This is a genomic window from Thermoactinospora rubra (genome assembly GCF_002093975.1).
Classification (GTDB): domain Bacteria; phylum Actinomycetota; class Actinomycetes; order Streptosporangiales; family Streptosporangiaceae; genus Nonomuraea; species Nonomuraea rubra_A.
The window spans coordinates 1-13,302 of sequence record NZ_KZ084335.1 but is presented as its reverse complement, the minus strand read 5'-3'; the positions used below and the strand labels follow the sequence as shown (position 1 = coordinate 13,302).

Sequence of the window (13,302 nt, the reverse complement as noted above, 5' to 3'; positions counted from 1 at the left end):
GAGTGCCGAAGAGGTCACGAAGGGATACGGAAACCATGGTCACCTCAGCTTCACGCAAGGCCCGCACCCGTCCCACACCGGCCCCCCAGCCGGAGGAGTCCTCTTCGTCCGTCGAAGCGCCCCCCGCCACTCAAGGCGAGGAGGAGCTGACGACGCTCCGCGAGATATACGACGAGCTGGTCGGCCGCACCAAGCTGCGAGCCGAGATCATTAACGGAAGGTTGATCGTGAGCCCCCTCGGCACCCCCGAACACCAAGACATCGCGCTGGCCTTGGGCGCGACCCTGCGTCCACATGCCATCAGCCGTGGCTGGAAGGCATACGCGGGTCTGGACATCGTCATGGACGGCACCCGTGAGCCATACGCGCCCGACTTTGTCATCGCTCCGCCTGATGCGCCCCGTTGGGGGGTCAGAGAGGTGTTCGCGAGCGGCGTGATCATGGTGGGAGAGGTTGTCTCCGACGGGAGCCAGACCCAGGACCGCGAGGAAAAGCGCATCGCCTATGCCGTAGCACGCATTCCCCTCTACCTCCTCGTTGACCCCATCGCCGCTCCGCCCACCGTTACGATCTTCAGCGATCCCAAGGACGGCGCCTACACCACCTCCACCGCCGTGACCATGGGCAAGCCCCTCCACATCCCCGACCCCGTCGACTTCTCCCTCGACACCTCGATCTTCCTCTGAGAGGTTGTCCACAGGCTGGAGCTGCGCCGTACCGGCTCCCAGTAGGCTTTGAGCATGTCCCTTCCGCTCTGGCCCGCGCCCACGGCGACCGCGCCGGTCTCCGCCACCGTCGCGCTGCCCGGCTCCAAGTCGGTCACCAACCGGGCGCTGCTGCTGGCCGCCCTCGCCGACGGTCCAGGCGTCGTACGGCAGGCGTTGCGCAGCCGCGACGCCGACCTGATGGTCCAGGCGCTCCGGGCGCTCGGCGCCGAGCTGGCCGAGGACGGCCCCGACTATCGCGTCACCCCCGGCCCCGTGCGCGGCGGCGCCCGCATCGACGTCGGCCTGGCCGGCACGGTGATGCGCTTCGTGCCCCCGATGGCCGCCCTCGCCGACGGCGAGGTGTTCTTCGACGGCGACCCTCAGGCCCGCAAGCGCCCGATGGGCCAGCTGCTCCACGCCCTGCGCTCGCTCGGCGCCCACGTCGACAACGACGCCCTGCCGTTCACCGTCCGCGGGCCGATCCAGGGCGGCGAGGTGACGATCGACGCCTCCGCCTCCTCCCAGCTGGTCTCCGGGCTGCTGCTGACGGCCGCCCGCTTCGACAAGGGCGTCACGATCAGGCACGACGGCCCGCCGGTGCCCTCGATGCCGCACATCGCGATGACGGTCCAGATGCTCAGGGCGGCCGGCGTCGAGGTCGACGACTCCACCCCCGACGTCTGGCGCGTCGAGCCCGGCCCGATCGCCGCCCGCGACCTGGTGGTCGAGCCCGACCTGTCCAACGCCGCGCCGTTCCTGGCCGCCGCGATGATCGCGGGCGGCACGGTGACGATCCCCGGCTGGCCGCAGGCGACCACCCAGCCCGGCGACGCGCTGCGCGACCTGCTCACCCGCATGGGCGCGACGGTCTCCCTCGACGAGCGCGGCCTGACCCTCACCGGCACGGGCGAGATCGAGGGCATCGACGCCGACCTGCGCGACGAGGCCGAGCTCACGCCCACCATCGCCGCGCTGGCCGCGCTGGCGCGCTCGGAGAGCCGCATCCGGGGCGTCGCGCACATCCGTGGCCACGAGACCGACCGGATCAAGGCCCTGGCCACCGAGATCAACCGGCTGGGCGGCGACGCCGAGGAGACCGGCGACGGCCTCGTCATCCGCCCGCGCCCGCTGCACGGCGGCGTCTTCCACAGCTACGACGACCACCGCATGGCCACCGCGGGCGCCGTGATCGGGCTCAGGGTGCCGGGTGTCGAGGTGGAGAACATCGCGACGACCAGCAAGACCCTTCCGGAGTTCGCCCGCATGTGGGCCGAGATGTTGGGGGACTGACCTGCGCCGCAGGGAGTACGACGAGGACGACGTCAGGGTCCGGCCGGGACGGGGCTCCCGGCCGCGGACCCGCATCCGTCCTGCGCACGAAAGCGCCGTCGAGGGGTTCGTGGTCGCGGTCGACCGCGGCCGCTACACCTGCCTGGTGTCCGGCGACGGCGGCGGACGGCGCGGCCGCCGCCAGGGCGAGCGCGACGTCGTCGCGATGAAGGCCCGCGAGCTGGGCCGCAAGGGCATCGTGGTCGGCGACCGGGTGGCGCTCGTGGGCGACACCTCCGGCAATCCCGACACGCTCGCCCGCATCGTCCGCGTCGAGGAGCGCCGCTCCATCCTGCGCCGGTCGGCCGACGACACCGACGACGGCGTCGAGCGTCCCATCGTGGCCAACGCCGACCAGCTGGTCATCGTCACGGCGCTGGCCGACCCGCCGCCCCGGCCGCGCATGATCGACCGCATGCTGGTGGCGGCCTTCGACGCCGAGATCGACTCCCTGCTGTGCCTGACCAAGTCCGACCTCGCGCCGCCGGACGAGATCGTGGCCCTCTACGCGCCGCTCGAGGTGCCCTATGTCGTCGTGCACAAGGGAGGTTCGCTCGACGAGCTGCGGGAGCACCTGGTGGACCGGATCAGCGTGCTGGTCGGGCATTCGGGCGTCGGGAAGTCCACGCTGGTCAACGCGCTCGTGCCGGATGCGAACCGGGCGGTGGCGCAGGTCAACGCCGTCACGGGGAGGGGGCGGCACACCTCGACGTCGGCGGTGGCGCTGCGCCTCCCGGAAGGCGGGTGGATCATCGACACGCCGGGGGTGCGCAGCTTCGGGCTGGCGCACATCTCAACCGAGACGGTCGTGGCGGCGTTCCCCGATCTGGTGGAGGGGACGGTGGAGTGCCCCAAGGGGTGCACGCATCTGGGCGAGGGATGCGCGTTGGACGCATGGGTCGAGGCGGGCCATGCCGACCGGGCGCGCCTGGACTCGCTGCGGCGGCTGCTGGCCAGCCGGGAGGGCGCCGAGGCTTGAGGCGGCTCGACCGGGGGTTTGCGGGCTTGCCGGCTTCCTAGCCTTCCGGCTTTTCCGGCTTCTGGCTTTTCTGGGCGACTCCAGGGGTGCTCCCTTCGCCGCCGCCGCCCTCGTGCCCCGCCGACCTCATGCAGGACCAAGGGGTGGTTAAAGGAGTAAGGGGCGGGCCGCCGTAGGCGTCGCAGGAGAACGGGCGCGCCTGGGCAACAGCGGACGGCCCATCCCCTACAGTAGCTCCACAAGCCTCCCCTGCAGCACCTCCCAACCCATCCTCTACCTGGTCCCGCATGAGGACGGGCGCACGCCTGGGCGACGGCGGCCGGCCACTCGCCCGGAGGTGCCCGGGAACCCTCAGCGGTTGGGCCGAAGCGTCCAGGTGACCGTCAGCTCCGACACCACGACACCCTCGGCGTTGCGCACCTCCACGACCACGTCGAACTCCGGCCGCTCCCCCGCGTCCAGCCGCCCCAGCACCGCGTCGCGCGACGCCAGCAGCTTCGCCTCCGCCACGACCTCGCCCTGGGCGACCTTGCGGAAGCGGATCGTCGCCGTCGTCGGCAGCGGTACGGCACGCGAGAGCTGGTCGCCGAACACCGACAGCACCGCCGCGCCCGAAGCCGACTCCGCCAGCGTGAACAGCGTTCCCGCGTGCGGCCCGCCGACGTGGTTGTGCAGCTCGGCCCGGTCCGGGAGGCGGCAGACCGCCACGCCGTTCTCGATCTTGTCGTAGACGATCCCGAGCGTGCGGACGAAGGGGACGGTCTCCTGGAGGAAGGCACCCATGTCGAAGTCCATGGCGAAAGACATGCGCACTATGCTACTGGCTGGTAGCCACAGCGGGCAGGCTAGGTGGCGACCGCCCACGCACGGTAGCGTGGCTCTTCGTGACGGGTTACAGCGACGATCTACGCCTCGCGCATGTCATGGCGGACGCAGCCGACGACATGACCTTGCGCCGCTTCAAGGCCGTCGACCTGAAGATCGAGACCAAGCCGGACCTGACCCCGGTCAGCGACGCCGACAGGACGGTCGAGGAGGCGATCAGAGGCACGCTGCGCCGGGCGAGGCCGCGTGACGCGATCGTCGGCGAGGAGTTCGGCTCCACCGGCTGGGGCGCGAGGTCGTGGATCATCGACCCCATCGACGGCACGAAGAACTACGTGCGCGGCGTCCCGGTCTGGGCGACGCTGATCGCGCTGGTGGAGCACGGCAGGGTCGTGGTGGGGCTGGTGTCCGCGCCCGCGCTGGGGCGGCGCTGGTGGGCGGCCAGGGACGGCGGCGCGTGGACGGGCAAGAGCCTGACCAAGGCGACCCGCATGCGCGTCTCGTCCGTCGGCAAACTCGAGGACGCCTCCTTCTCCTACTCCAGCTTCGCCGGCTGGGAGGCGCAGGGTCTGCTGGACAACTTCCTCGACCTCAACAGGTCATGTTGGCGCAGCCGCGCCTACGGCGACTTCTGGTCGCACATGATGGTCGCCGAGGGCGCCGTCGACATCTCGGCCGAGCCTGAGCTGTCCCCGTGGGACATCGCCGCGCTGACCGTCATCGTGGAGGAGGCGGGAGGCCGGTGGAGCGACCTGTCCGGCGGCAGGTCACTGGACGGCGGCAGCCTGGTGTGCACCAACGGCCTGCTCCACGAGGAGGTCCTGGCCAAGCTCACAGCGACAAGACTTTCCTGACCGCGCTCATCAGGCTGTCGCGGTAGGAGCCGCCGAAGAGCACCACATGCACCAGCAGGGGGTGCAGCTGGTGCAGCGGCACCCGCTCGCGCCACCCGTCCGCGAGCGGCGCCGCCTCGGCGTAGGCGCCGAGGATCCGGTCCAGGTACGGCGCGCCGAACAGCGCCAGCATGGCCAGATCGGTCTCCCGGTGGCCGCCGTGCGCGGCCGGGTCGATCAGCACGCATCGGCCGCCGGACCACAGCACGTTGCCGCTCCACAGGTCGCCGTGGATCCTCGCGGGCGGCTCGGCGGGGCCGGCGACCTCCGGGAAGCGCTCCACGGCCTGCTCGATCAGCCGCACGTCGCCGGCCGGCAGCCGCGCCTGCCGTACGAAAGGGAGCACCCGCTGGCGCGCGTAGAACTCGGGCCAGCAGTGCGACGGCGAGTTGTCCATGGGCAGCTCGGCGATGAAGCCCGGCCAGGGCGCGCCGAAGGCGTCGGCGCCGAGCAGGTGCGTGCGGGCCAGGTCGCGGCCGAAGCGCTCGGCCGCCTCCGGCGTGGGCGGCTCGGTGTCCACCCATTCCACGACGATGTGGTCCTCGCCCGCCTCCACGACGGTGGCCGCGATGTCGCCCAGCCACCGCAGCCCGGCCGCCTCGGAGGTGAACAACGGGGAAACGGGACCGGTCTTGACGAAGACGCGCCGCCCGTCCGGCAGGCCCTCGCGCCGGTGCGCCACCGGCCTCATGGGCGGCGCTGCTCGGCGATGTACTTGGCCAGCCCCTCCGAGGCCGCCTTCACCTGGCGCAGCACCTCCTCGAAGCCCTCCGGCCCGCCGTAGTAGGGGTCCGGCACCTCCGCCCCTTCCGGAGCATTCGGGTCAAAAGATCGAAAAAGCCGCACATTATCGGACATACGGCGAAGCGCCCGCAGGTTCTCGCTGTCCATCGCCAGCACCAGGTCGAACCGGTCGAACCAGTCCCTGGCGAACTGCCTGGCCCGGTGCGAGGACCCGTCGTACCCGTGGGCGGTCAGCACCGCGAGCGCCCGCTCGTCCATCGGCTCGCCGACGTGCCAGCCGCCGGTCCCGGCGCTCTCCACCACGACGTCGTCCAGCCCGTGGTCGGCCAGAGTACGGCGGAGCACCACCTCGGCCATGGGCGAGCGGCAGATGTTCCCCATGCACACCAAGCACACGCGATACGTCATGCGACCAGCATGCCGTACCCGGCCGGGCAGCTTGACGCGGTATTCACACGAGCCCGCACGCCTCTTCCGCCATCGGTCACAGCTCGTTTCATTTCCGTTCACTTTCCACTGGTTTGGTCTGTGTGTAACGAAACATGGGATCTCAACACGGAGAAGGACACATACCGTGACCAGTGGACAGCGCCGCCTCCTTGGTGTGGCGACGGCCGCCCTCGTCGTTTCCCTCTCGGCGGCCTGCGGCAGCGGCGGCGGGAACTCGACCGCCCAACAGTCCGGCGCTCCGGCCCAGTCCGCCGACGCGGGCGCGCAGCAGGAGCTGAGCGGCCAGATCAAGATCGACGGTTCCAGCACGGTCGGCCCGCTCATCCAGGTGGCCAGCGAGGCGTTCGGCGAGGAGCAGCCGAAGGTCCAGGTCCCGGTCGGCACCTCCGGCACCGGCGGCGGCTTCGAGAAGTTCTGCGCCGGCGAGACCGACATCTCCAACGCCTCCCGTCCGATCAAGGACGAGGAGAAGGCCGCGTGCGAGGCTAAGGGCATCAAGTTCGCCGAGCTGACCGTGGCCACCGACGCCCTGACCGTGGTCGTGCCCAAGGAGAACACCTGGGCCACCTGCCTGACCGTCGAGCAGCTGAAGAAGATGTGGGAGCCGGCGGCCGAGGGCAAGGTCAAGACCTGGAAGGACGTCGACCCCAAGTTCCCGGCCGAGGAGCTCAAGCTGTTCGGTCCCGGCACCGACTCCGGAACGTTCGACTACTTCACCGACGAGATCAACGGTGAGGAGGGCGCCAGCCGCAAGGACTACAGCCCCTCGGAGAACGACAACGACATCGTCACCGGCGTCGCCGGCGCCAAGGGCGGCCTGGGGTACTTCGGCTTCACCTACTACGAAGAGAACATGGACAAGCTCAAGGCCCTGGAGATCGACTCGGGCAAGGGCTGCGTCGCGCCGAGCGTGGAGAACGCGCAGAACGGCACCTACGTCCCGCTGTCGCGCCCGCTGTACATCTACCCGTCGACCACGGCGGTGAAGCGGCCCGAGGTGGCCGCCTTCCTCGACTACCTGGTCGGCAACATCGGCACGCTGGCCAAGGAGGCCAAGTTCATCCCGCTCAACGCCGAGCAGGAGGCCAAGCTCAAGAGCGACGTGGCCGCCCTGAAGACGGCCGGATGATGATGGCGCAGCACCGAGCGACCGCGCGGGGGAACGGAAGGTCCCTGGCGCGGTCGCGCCCGCGTTACGGAGAGCTGGTCGTCAAGGCGCTCCTGCTGGCCGCCGCGCTGCTGTCCATCGCGACGACCATCGGGATCGTCGGCGCCCTGCTCGAACCGACCATCGAGTTCTTCCAGGCCGTGAGCATCGGCGAGTTCTTCGGCTCCACCAGCTGGGGGCCGCTGTTCAACCCGCCGAGCTTCGGCGTGTGGCCGATCATCGTGGCGACCCTCGAGATCACGGTCATCGCGATCGTCGTGGCCGTGCCGCTGGGCCTGGCCTCGGCGATCTACCTGTCGGAGTACGCCACCCCGCGCGTCCGCAAGATCTTCAAGCCGGTGCTGGAGGTCCTCGCGGGCGTGCCGACGGTCGTGTTCGGCTTCTTCGCGCTGACCTTCGTCACGCCGCTGCTGAAGGACTGGTTCCCCTTCCTGAACCTGGAGGGCAAGAACGCCCTGGCGGCCGGGCTCATGGTGGGCGTGATGATCATCCCCATCGTCGCGTCCATGTCGGAGGACGCCATGTCGGCGGTGCCCAACTCGCTGCGGGAGGGCTCCTTCGCGCTGGGCGCCTCGAAGATGGTGACCTCGGTGCGCGTGGTCGTGCCCGCCGCGTTCTCCGGCATCATCGCGGCCGTCATCCTGGCGATCTCCCGGGCCGCGGGCGAGACGATGATCGTCGTCGTGGCGGCCGGCTCCCGGTCGATCTTCACCTTCAACCCCGCCAACGAGATGGCCACCATGGCCGCCTTCATCGCCCAGGCCGGGGCGGGCGACAACCCGGTCGGCTCGATCGGCTACAAGACCATCTTCGCCGTCGGGACGCTGCTGTTCCTCATGACCTTCGCGATGAACTGGTTCAGCGCCCGGATGGTGCAGAAGTACCGTGAGGTGTACGACTGATGGCTGTCCTGTCCACGCCGCGCTCCGCCGTACAGCTCGCGGGACAGGGACGCCCGCTCAAGGAGCACCTGTTCCGCCTCATGCTGCTGGCCAGCCTGCTGATCGCGCTCGGCGTCCTGGCCGTCCTGCTGGTGTACGTGGTCAACCGCGGCTGGCCGCGCCTGGACGCCCGGCTGTGGGAGAACTTCCCCTCCATCCGCCGGCCCGACAGCTCCGGCGTGCTGTCCGGCATCACCGGCACGGTCTGGGTGGTCGGCCTGACCGCGCTGTTCGCCCTGCCCACGGGCGTGCTCGCCGCGGTCTACCTGGAGGAGTACGCCGACAAGACCAAGTGGTACAACCGCCTGATCGAGCTGAACATCTCCAACCTGGCGGCGGTGCCCTCGATCGTCTACGGCATCCTCGGCCTCGGCATCATCTCCAGGACCATGGGCCTGGGCCCGTCCGTGCTGACCGGCGCGCTGACGCTGACGCTGCTGGTGCTGCCCATCGTGATCATCGCCTCGCGCGAGGCCATCAAGGCCGTGCCGCCCTCCATCCGCGAGGGCTCGCTGGCGCTGGGCGCCACCCAGTGGCAGACGATCTGGCGGCAGGTCCTGCCCGCCTCGGTGCCCGGCATCGCGACCGGCTCCATCCTCGCGCTGTCCCGCGCGATCGGCGAGGCCGCGCCGTTCATGCTGCTGGGCGCCGCGACCCTGGTCCGCTTCAACCCCGACGGCCTGGACAGCAGCTTCTCGGTGCTGCCCGTGCAGATCTACTACCTGATCGCCCAGTCGCGGCCCGAGTTCCACGTCATCGCGGCGGCGGCGATCGTGATCCTGCTGGCCATCCTGCTCCTGATGAACTCCGTCGCCATCTGGCTCAGAAACCGCTACCAGAAGCGGTGGTGAGGACCCACATTGTCTGAGATAGGAATCTCCATGCCGAACGTCAGCGTTCGCGGCCCCGAGGCGCCGCGCACCATCGAGGCGCTCGACCCGGTCTTCACCGTGTCGAATCTCAGCGTGTTCTACGGCGACTACGAGGCGGTCCGCAACGTCGACATGACGATCGGCAACCGTGAGATCACCGCCATGATCGGCCCCTCGGGCTGCGGCAAGTCCACGGTGCTGCGCTGCTTCAACCGGATGAACGACCTCATCCCGGGCGCACGCGCGGAAGGCAAGATCACCTACCACGGCGAGGACCTCTACGGCGACCACGTCGACCCCATCGAGGTACGGCGCCGCATCGGCATGGTCTTCCAGAAGCCCAACCCCTTCCCCAAGTCCATCTACGACAACATCGCCTACGGCCCCCGGGTCAACGGCATGAAGGGCAAGATGGACGACATCGTCGAGGACGCCCTCACCAAGGCGGCCCTGTGGGAGGAGGTCAAGGACAAGCTCAAGCAGAACGCCCTGAGCCTGTCCGGCGGCCAGCAGCAGCGCCTGTGCATCGCCCGCGCCATCGCGGTCAAGCCCGAGGTCATCCTCATGGACGAGCCCTGCTCCGCGCTCGACCCGATCGCCACCACCAAGATCGAAGACCTGATGCAGGAGCTCAAGCGCGACTACACCATCGTGATCGTCACGCACAACATGCAGCAGGCGGCGCGCGTGTCCGACCGCACGGCGTTCTTCACCGCCGAGGTCGACGAGCAGGGGGTACGGCACGGCCGCCTCGTCGAGTTCGACGAGACCAGCCGGATCTTCACCAACCCCTCCGACAAGCGCACCGAGGACTACATCACGGGGCGCTTCGGCTGATGGCCGCCGAGCTGCCCGTCCTGCTGGCGGCCGACCCCGACGAGAACGTCGTCAAGGAGCTGGCGACGGAGCTGGAACGCGAGGGCGTCTCGGTCGTGGGCGCGAGCGACGGCGCCCAGGCGCTGCTGCAGGCCGGGGCGCTGCAACCCGACGTGGTGCTGGTCTCGGCCACGCTGCCGGTCATCGGCGCCGTGGAGTTCGTCCGCGCGGTACGGCTCGCGCGAGCCGTACCGGTCCTGCTCGGCGTCGGCGAGGGGCACGCCGAGCAGGCCGTCGAGGCGCTCGCCGCCGGGGCGTCCGCGGTCGTGGCCAGGCCGTACCGCGTGCCTGAGCTGCTGCCGTTCATCCAGGCGGCGCCGCGCGTGCTGTGCGTCGGCGGCGTCGAGCTGGACGTCGTCGCCCACCAGGTCCGCGTCGACGGCCGCGCCGTCCACCTGCCGTTGCGCGAGTTCGAGCTGCTGCACTACCTGATGCGCAACGCCGACCGCACGGTGACGCGCGAGCAGATCATGCGCAACGTGTGGCACTCGACGGACAACGCTTCCACCAATACCATCGCCGTGCACGTCAAACGCCTGCGGGCCCGGCTGGGCGACGACGAGGACCGGCTCATCCAGACCGTGCGCGGCGTCGGCTACCGGCTCAGCAGGTCCGGAACCCGGACATGATGCGCCTGGCCACGCCCTCGACCGTGGCGATGCCGTGGTGGGCCTCGGCGCTGCCCTCGGTGAGGACCGCCACGGCGTAGCGCCCGGCGATGAGGCCGACGCTCACGACGGCCCACTTCTTGGTCGACACGCGCTTCAGCCAGCCGTTCTTCAGCGCCGTCTCCTCGCCTGCGCAGGCGGCGGCGCTGACGCCCCACCTCTGCTCGGGGATCACCTTGGTCATCAGGCGCTTGACCTGGTCGCGGTCCGCCGCGGCGAGCGGGCTCCGGGGTGAGTCGAGCGCGGCCATGAGGCGGATCTGGTCCTCGGCCGAGGTCCGGGTGATGCCCCAGCAGTACAGGTCGAGGCAGTCGCCCGCGACGCCCTGGGTGTGCTTGAGCCCCAGGCGCCTGCCCGCCTTGGTGAAGCCCGGCGCCCCGCCGATGCGCGTCCACAGGCGGTCGGCCGCCTCGTTGTCGCTGTGGCGGATCATGATGTCGGCGTCGTGCCTGGTCGCGTCGCTCAGCTTGGCCCAGGGGGTCTTGAGGAGCAGGGCCATGAGGATCTGGACCTTGGCGGTGCTCGCGGTGATCAGGCGCTGTCTGGGGTGGTAGCGGTACGTCCGGCCGGTGTCGAGGTCCTTGACCATGGCGGTGACGGGACCGGGGCGGCGCTTCAGGAAGGCGTCGAGGCGCGCGGTGATGCGGCGGGCGTCGACGGGCGGGGCGGCCGGCTTGGCGGTGGGGGTGGCCCGCATCGTGGCGGGCTCGGGGGAGGCGTTGGCCGGAGTGTGGGGTGGGGCGCTGCTCGGGGTGTGGGGTGGGACGCTGTCTGGGGTGTGGGGTGGGACGCTGTCTGGGGTGTGCGGCGAGGCGCCGGCATGTGGCGAGCCACGGCCGGCGGCGTCCGGGTCGCCCGGTGCGCCGGAGCGGGTGCAGCCGCTCGCGGCCAGGGCCGTCGCCAGCCCCACCGCGAGAACCCTGGCCACCGATGTCCTGACCACGCTCTCACCACCCACCACCGCGACTACCCCGTCGCGCCCCGCCGTTTCCTCAGGCGGGGCGCTTTGTCAGGGAACGCGCCTTTCGCAGGCGCACCCTTCGAGGAGAGACGCCCAGGAACACATCCCTTTGGTTCTTGGACGCGGCGGAGAACGGCGGAGTTCGGGCGGCCAGGCCCGCCGTACGGCGAAACGGACCGGCCAGGTCAGCCCTTCAGCGGCGGGACCGGAACGAACGGCGGGACCGGAACGAACGGCGGGATCGGATCGGACGGCGGGACCGGGGGGCGGCTCACGCCCTGTCGGCCACCAGCTTGGCGATCATGTCGTCGTCACAGGTCGCCCAGAAGCCGCCGACCACGTCCTCGAGGTGGGCGAGCGACTCGGCCCGGAACAGCACATCCTGATATTTCGTGATGTCGTACTGGGTGGTGCCCATGGCCGCGATGTCCAGCGGCCGGATGTCCATCCCCCTGAACTCCTCGATCTCCCCGTAGGAGGACAGGATGCCCGCGCCGTACGCCTTGAGCTCCCCGTCCTCGGCCATCACGCCGAACTCGAGCGTGAACCAGAAGACCTTGGACACGAACTCCAGCGCCTCCTCGCTCTCGACCCGCCGGGCGGCCTGTCCGGCGAGCCGGTAGAGCGCCGCGTACCGGTCGGACGCCAGCGCATTGGCGTGCCCGATGACCTCGTGGATGACGTCGGGCTCGGGCGTGTAGAACGGCACGGAGTGGTGGCGGATGTACTGGGTCGAGTGGAAGTACCCGTCGGCCAGCACGCCGTAGAACTCGCGCAGCGGCACCAGCCCGGCGGCGGGCAGATACCGGAACCCGGTCAGCGGGTGGAGCAGATCGCTGACCTCCTGCAGCTGCGGGATCCTGTCCTCCGGCAGCCCGAGCCGCTCGGCCGCGGCGAGGTACTCGGCCGTGGCGTACTTGCGGTGCTTGACCGCCAGCTCCCGCACCACGCTGGCCCAGACGCCGTGCTCCTGCTCGGTGTACTCGGCCTCGGGGATCGGCATGCCACGCTGGTAGTTCAGCGCCAGCGCAGCGATCGCGTTGCGCCGGGCGCGATACACCGGATCGGCGAACCCCGGGTGGGAGGCGGCCAGCTCGACCACGACGTCGCCCTCCTCGGTGGTAGACACCGGGGCGAAGTACTGCGCTTCCTCGAACATGCCTTAAATGACAGCAATTCTCCGAATCCCTGGCAAGAGCGCCCAGTTTCCCTGGTCGATACGCTTAGTTCCGCACGGCACAAGCCGCCAATGACTGGTCGAATCGCGCAGAGGTGAGCCCATGGACGCCCTCGACACCCGACTCCTGACGACCATGCGCGCCCATCCCCGCATCGGCCTCACGGAACTCGCACGCCTCCTCGGCGTCGCGCGTGGCACCGTCCAGGCTCGGGTCGAGAAGCTCACCGCGCGGGGGATCATCGCGGACTTCGGCCCCACCGTCGACGCCGCCCGCGCCGGGTATCCCATCCTCGCGTTCGTCTCGCTCCAGATCGCCCAGGGACGCCTGACGGAGGCGGTCGAGGCTCTGCGGGGAGTGCCGGAGATCCTGGAGGTCCATGGGACGAGCGGGCAGCACGACCTGCTGTGCCGGGTGGTGGCCCGGAGTACGGATCACCTTCAGGACGTGATCGCGGCGATTCTCGCTTCCCCGGCGGTCCAGCGCACGGACACCACCATCGCGCTGTCCACGCAGATCCCGTACCGTATCGAGCCTCTGCTGGACGCGGCCGTCCGCACCGGCTAAAAGCCAGAAATGACAAAAGGGGCCGCCCGGTCTGGGCAGCCCCCCTCACACAGAAAAAAAAAAGGGGGCCACCCCTCCGGGTAGCCCCCCTAACACAAGAAGGGGGGCCGCCCTGCCGGGCAGCCCCCCCTTTACTGTTTGTGC

General features: G+C 70.1%; 15 protein-coding genes. 10 read left to right on the top strand and 5 right to left on the bottom strand.

Annotation, left to right across the window (positions count from 1 at the left end):
• The first annotated feature begins 35 nt into the window (after positions 1–35).
• The 3 genes from BSB02_RS14420 to rsgA are packed head-to-tail and all read left to right on the top strand — an operon-like array spanning position 36 to position 3,015.
• Complete coding sequence (locus BSB02_RS14420; RefSeq protein ID WP_084959303.1) at positions 36–686, top strand: Uma2 family endonuclease; 651 nt, start codon at positions 36–38, stop codon at positions 684–686.
• Positions 687–740: 54 nt separating this feature from the next.
• The gene (aroA, locus tag BSB02_RS14415) at positions 741–1,997 is read left to right on the top strand and encodes a 3-phosphoshikimate 1-carboxyvinyltransferase (RefSeq protein ID WP_084959302.1); all 1,257 of its coding nucleotides are present in this window, start codon (positions 741–743) and stop codon (positions 1,995–1,997) included.
• A gap of 1 nt (position 1,998) precedes the next feature.
• Positions 1,999–3,015 (top strand): ribosome small subunit-dependent GTPase A, encoded by a 1,017-nt coding sequence (rsgA, locus tag BSB02_RS14410; RefSeq protein ID WP_084959423.1) that lies wholly within the window; start codon positions 1,999–2,001, stop codon positions 3,013–3,015.
• Between the two features lie 351 nt (positions 3,016–3,366).
• On the opposite strand, the gene BSB02_RS14405 is transcribed toward rsgA, so the two are convergent.
• Entirely contained in the window at positions 3,367–3,822 is a 456-nt protein-coding gene (locus tag BSB02_RS14405; protein ID WP_084959301.1) for a DUF4442 domain-containing protein, read from the bottom strand.
• A 77-nt stretch (positions 3,823–3,899) separates the two neighbouring features.
• Here BSB02_RS14405 and hisN point away from each other — a divergent pair, with 77 nt between their 5' ends.
• Entirely contained in the window at positions 3,900–4,694 is a 795-nt protein-coding gene (gene hisN, locus BSB02_RS14400; RefSeq protein WP_084959300.1) for a histidinol-phosphatase, read from the top strand.
• Here the strand turns inward: hisN and BSB02_RS14395 are convergent.
• Together BSB02_RS14395 and BSB02_RS14390 are read right to left on the bottom strand one after the other, a co-directional pair.
• The gene (locus BSB02_RS14395; RefSeq protein WP_084959299.1) at positions 4,672–5,424 is read right to left on the bottom strand and encodes a fructosamine kinase family protein; all 753 of its coding nucleotides are present in this window, start codon (positions 5,422–5,424) and stop codon (positions 4,672–4,674) included. The two genes, hisN and BSB02_RS14395, sit on opposite strands and share 23 nt — an antisense overlap.
• Entirely contained in the window at positions 5,421–5,885 is a 465-nt protein-coding gene (locus BSB02_RS14390; RefSeq protein ID WP_084959298.1) for a low molecular weight protein-tyrosine-phosphatase, read from the bottom strand. Before BSB02_RS14390 ends, BSB02_RS14395 begins: the two co-directional genes overlap by 4 nt.
• A gap of 166 nt (positions 5,886–6,051) precedes the next feature.
• Here BSB02_RS14390 and BSB02_RS14385 point away from each other — a divergent pair, with 166 nt between their 5' ends.
• Genes BSB02_RS14385 through BSB02_RS14365 form a run of 5 tightly spaced genes read left to right on the top strand, consistent with a single transcriptional unit; the run spans position 6,052 to position 10,413 of the window.
• Complete coding sequence (locus tag BSB02_RS14385; protein WP_206184690.1) at positions 6,052–7,056, top strand: PstS family phosphate ABC transporter substrate-binding protein; 1,005 nt, start codon at positions 6,052–6,054, stop codon at positions 7,054–7,056.
• Positions 7,053–7,997, top strand: coding sequence for a phosphate ABC transporter permease subunit PstC (pstC, locus tag BSB02_RS14380; protein ID WP_084959296.1), 945 nt, complete (start codon positions 7,053–7,055; stop codon positions 7,995–7,997). Before BSB02_RS14385 ends, pstC begins: the two co-directional genes overlap by 4 nt.
• Positions 7,997–8,887, top strand: a complete 891-nt coding sequence (gene pstA / locus BSB02_RS14375) for a phosphate ABC transporter permease PstA (RefSeq protein WP_084959295.1) — start codon at positions 7,997–7,999, stop codon at positions 8,885–8,887. The genes pstC and pstA overlap by 1 nt, the downstream gene beginning before the upstream one ends.
• 30 nt (positions 8,888–8,917) lie before the next feature.
• On the top strand, positions 8,918–9,745 hold the full coding sequence (gene pstB / locus BSB02_RS14370; RefSeq protein WP_084959294.1) for a phosphate ABC transporter ATP-binding protein PstB: 828 nt from the start codon (positions 8,918–8,920) through the stop codon (positions 9,743–9,745).
• The gene (locus BSB02_RS14365; protein WP_084959293.1) at positions 9,745–10,413 is read left to right on the top strand and encodes a response regulator transcription factor; all 669 of its coding nucleotides are present in this window, start codon (positions 9,745–9,747) and stop codon (positions 10,411–10,413) included. The genes pstB and BSB02_RS14365 overlap by 1 nt, the downstream gene beginning before the upstream one ends.
• On the opposite strand, the gene BSB02_RS14360 is transcribed toward BSB02_RS14365, so the two are convergent.
• Positions 10,388–11,395: a serine hydrolase gene (locus BSB02_RS14360; RefSeq protein ID WP_240506416.1), complete on the bottom strand. Its 1,008-nt coding sequence runs from the start codon at positions 11,393–11,395 to the stop codon at positions 10,388–10,390. The two genes, BSB02_RS14365 and BSB02_RS14360, sit on opposite strands and share 26 nt — an antisense overlap.
• Before the next feature lie 289 nt (positions 11,396–11,684).
• Positions 11,685–12,572: a phenylalanine 4-monooxygenase gene (locus tag BSB02_RS14355; RefSeq protein WP_084959292.1), complete on the bottom strand. Its 888-nt coding sequence runs from the start codon at positions 12,570–12,572 to the stop codon at positions 11,685–11,687.
• A gap of 121 nt (positions 12,573–12,693) precedes the next feature.
• Between BSB02_RS14355 and BSB02_RS14350 the strand changes: the two genes are divergently transcribed.
• Positions 12,694–13,158, top strand: coding sequence for an Lrp/AsnC family transcriptional regulator (locus BSB02_RS14350; protein ID WP_084959291.1), 465 nt, complete (start codon positions 12,694–12,696; stop codon positions 13,156–13,158).
• Positions 13,159–13,302 lie beyond the last annotated feature (144 nt).

Coding starts and splice junctions, on each gene's coding strand:
- BSB02_RS14395 (WP_084959299.1), bottom strand. CDS start 5,424: ATGAGGCCGGTGGCGCACCGGCGCGAGGGCCTGCCGGACGGGCGGCGC.
- pstC (WP_084959296.1), top strand. CDS start 7,053: ATGATGATGGCGCAGCACCGAGCGACCGCGCGGGGGAACGGAAGGTCC.
- BSB02_RS14355 (WP_084959292.1), bottom strand. CDS start 12,572: ATGTTCGAGGAAGCGCAGTACTTCGCCCCGGTGTCTACCACCGAGGAG.
- aroA (WP_084959302.1), top strand. CDS start 741: ATGTCCCTTCCGCTCTGGCCCGCGCCCACGGCGACCGCGCCGGTCTCC.
- BSB02_RS14420 (WP_084959303.1), top strand. CDS start 36: ATGGTCACCTCAGCTTCACGCAAGGCCCGCACCCGTCCCACACCGGCC.
- BSB02_RS14405 (WP_084959301.1), bottom strand. CDS start 3,822: ATGTCTTTCGCCATGGACTTCGACATGGGTGCCTTCCTCCAGGAGACC.
- BSB02_RS14390 (WP_084959298.1), bottom strand. CDS start 5,885: ATGACGTATCGCGTGTGCTTGGTGTGCATGGGGAACATCTGCCGCTCG.
- BSB02_RS14365 (WP_084959293.1), top strand. CDS start 9,745: ATGGCCGCCGAGCTGCCCGTCCTGCTGGCGGCCGACCCCGACGAGAAC.
- pstA (WP_084959295.1), top strand. CDS start 7,997: ATGGCTGTCCTGTCCACGCCGCGCTCCGCCGTACAGCTCGCGGGACAG.
- BSB02_RS14350 (WP_084959291.1), top strand. CDS start 12,694: ATGGACGCCCTCGACACCCGACTCCTGACGACCATGCGCGCCCATCCC.
- pstB (WP_084959294.1), top strand. CDS start 8,918: ATGCCGAACGTCAGCGTTCGCGGCCCCGAGGCGCCGCGCACCATCGAG.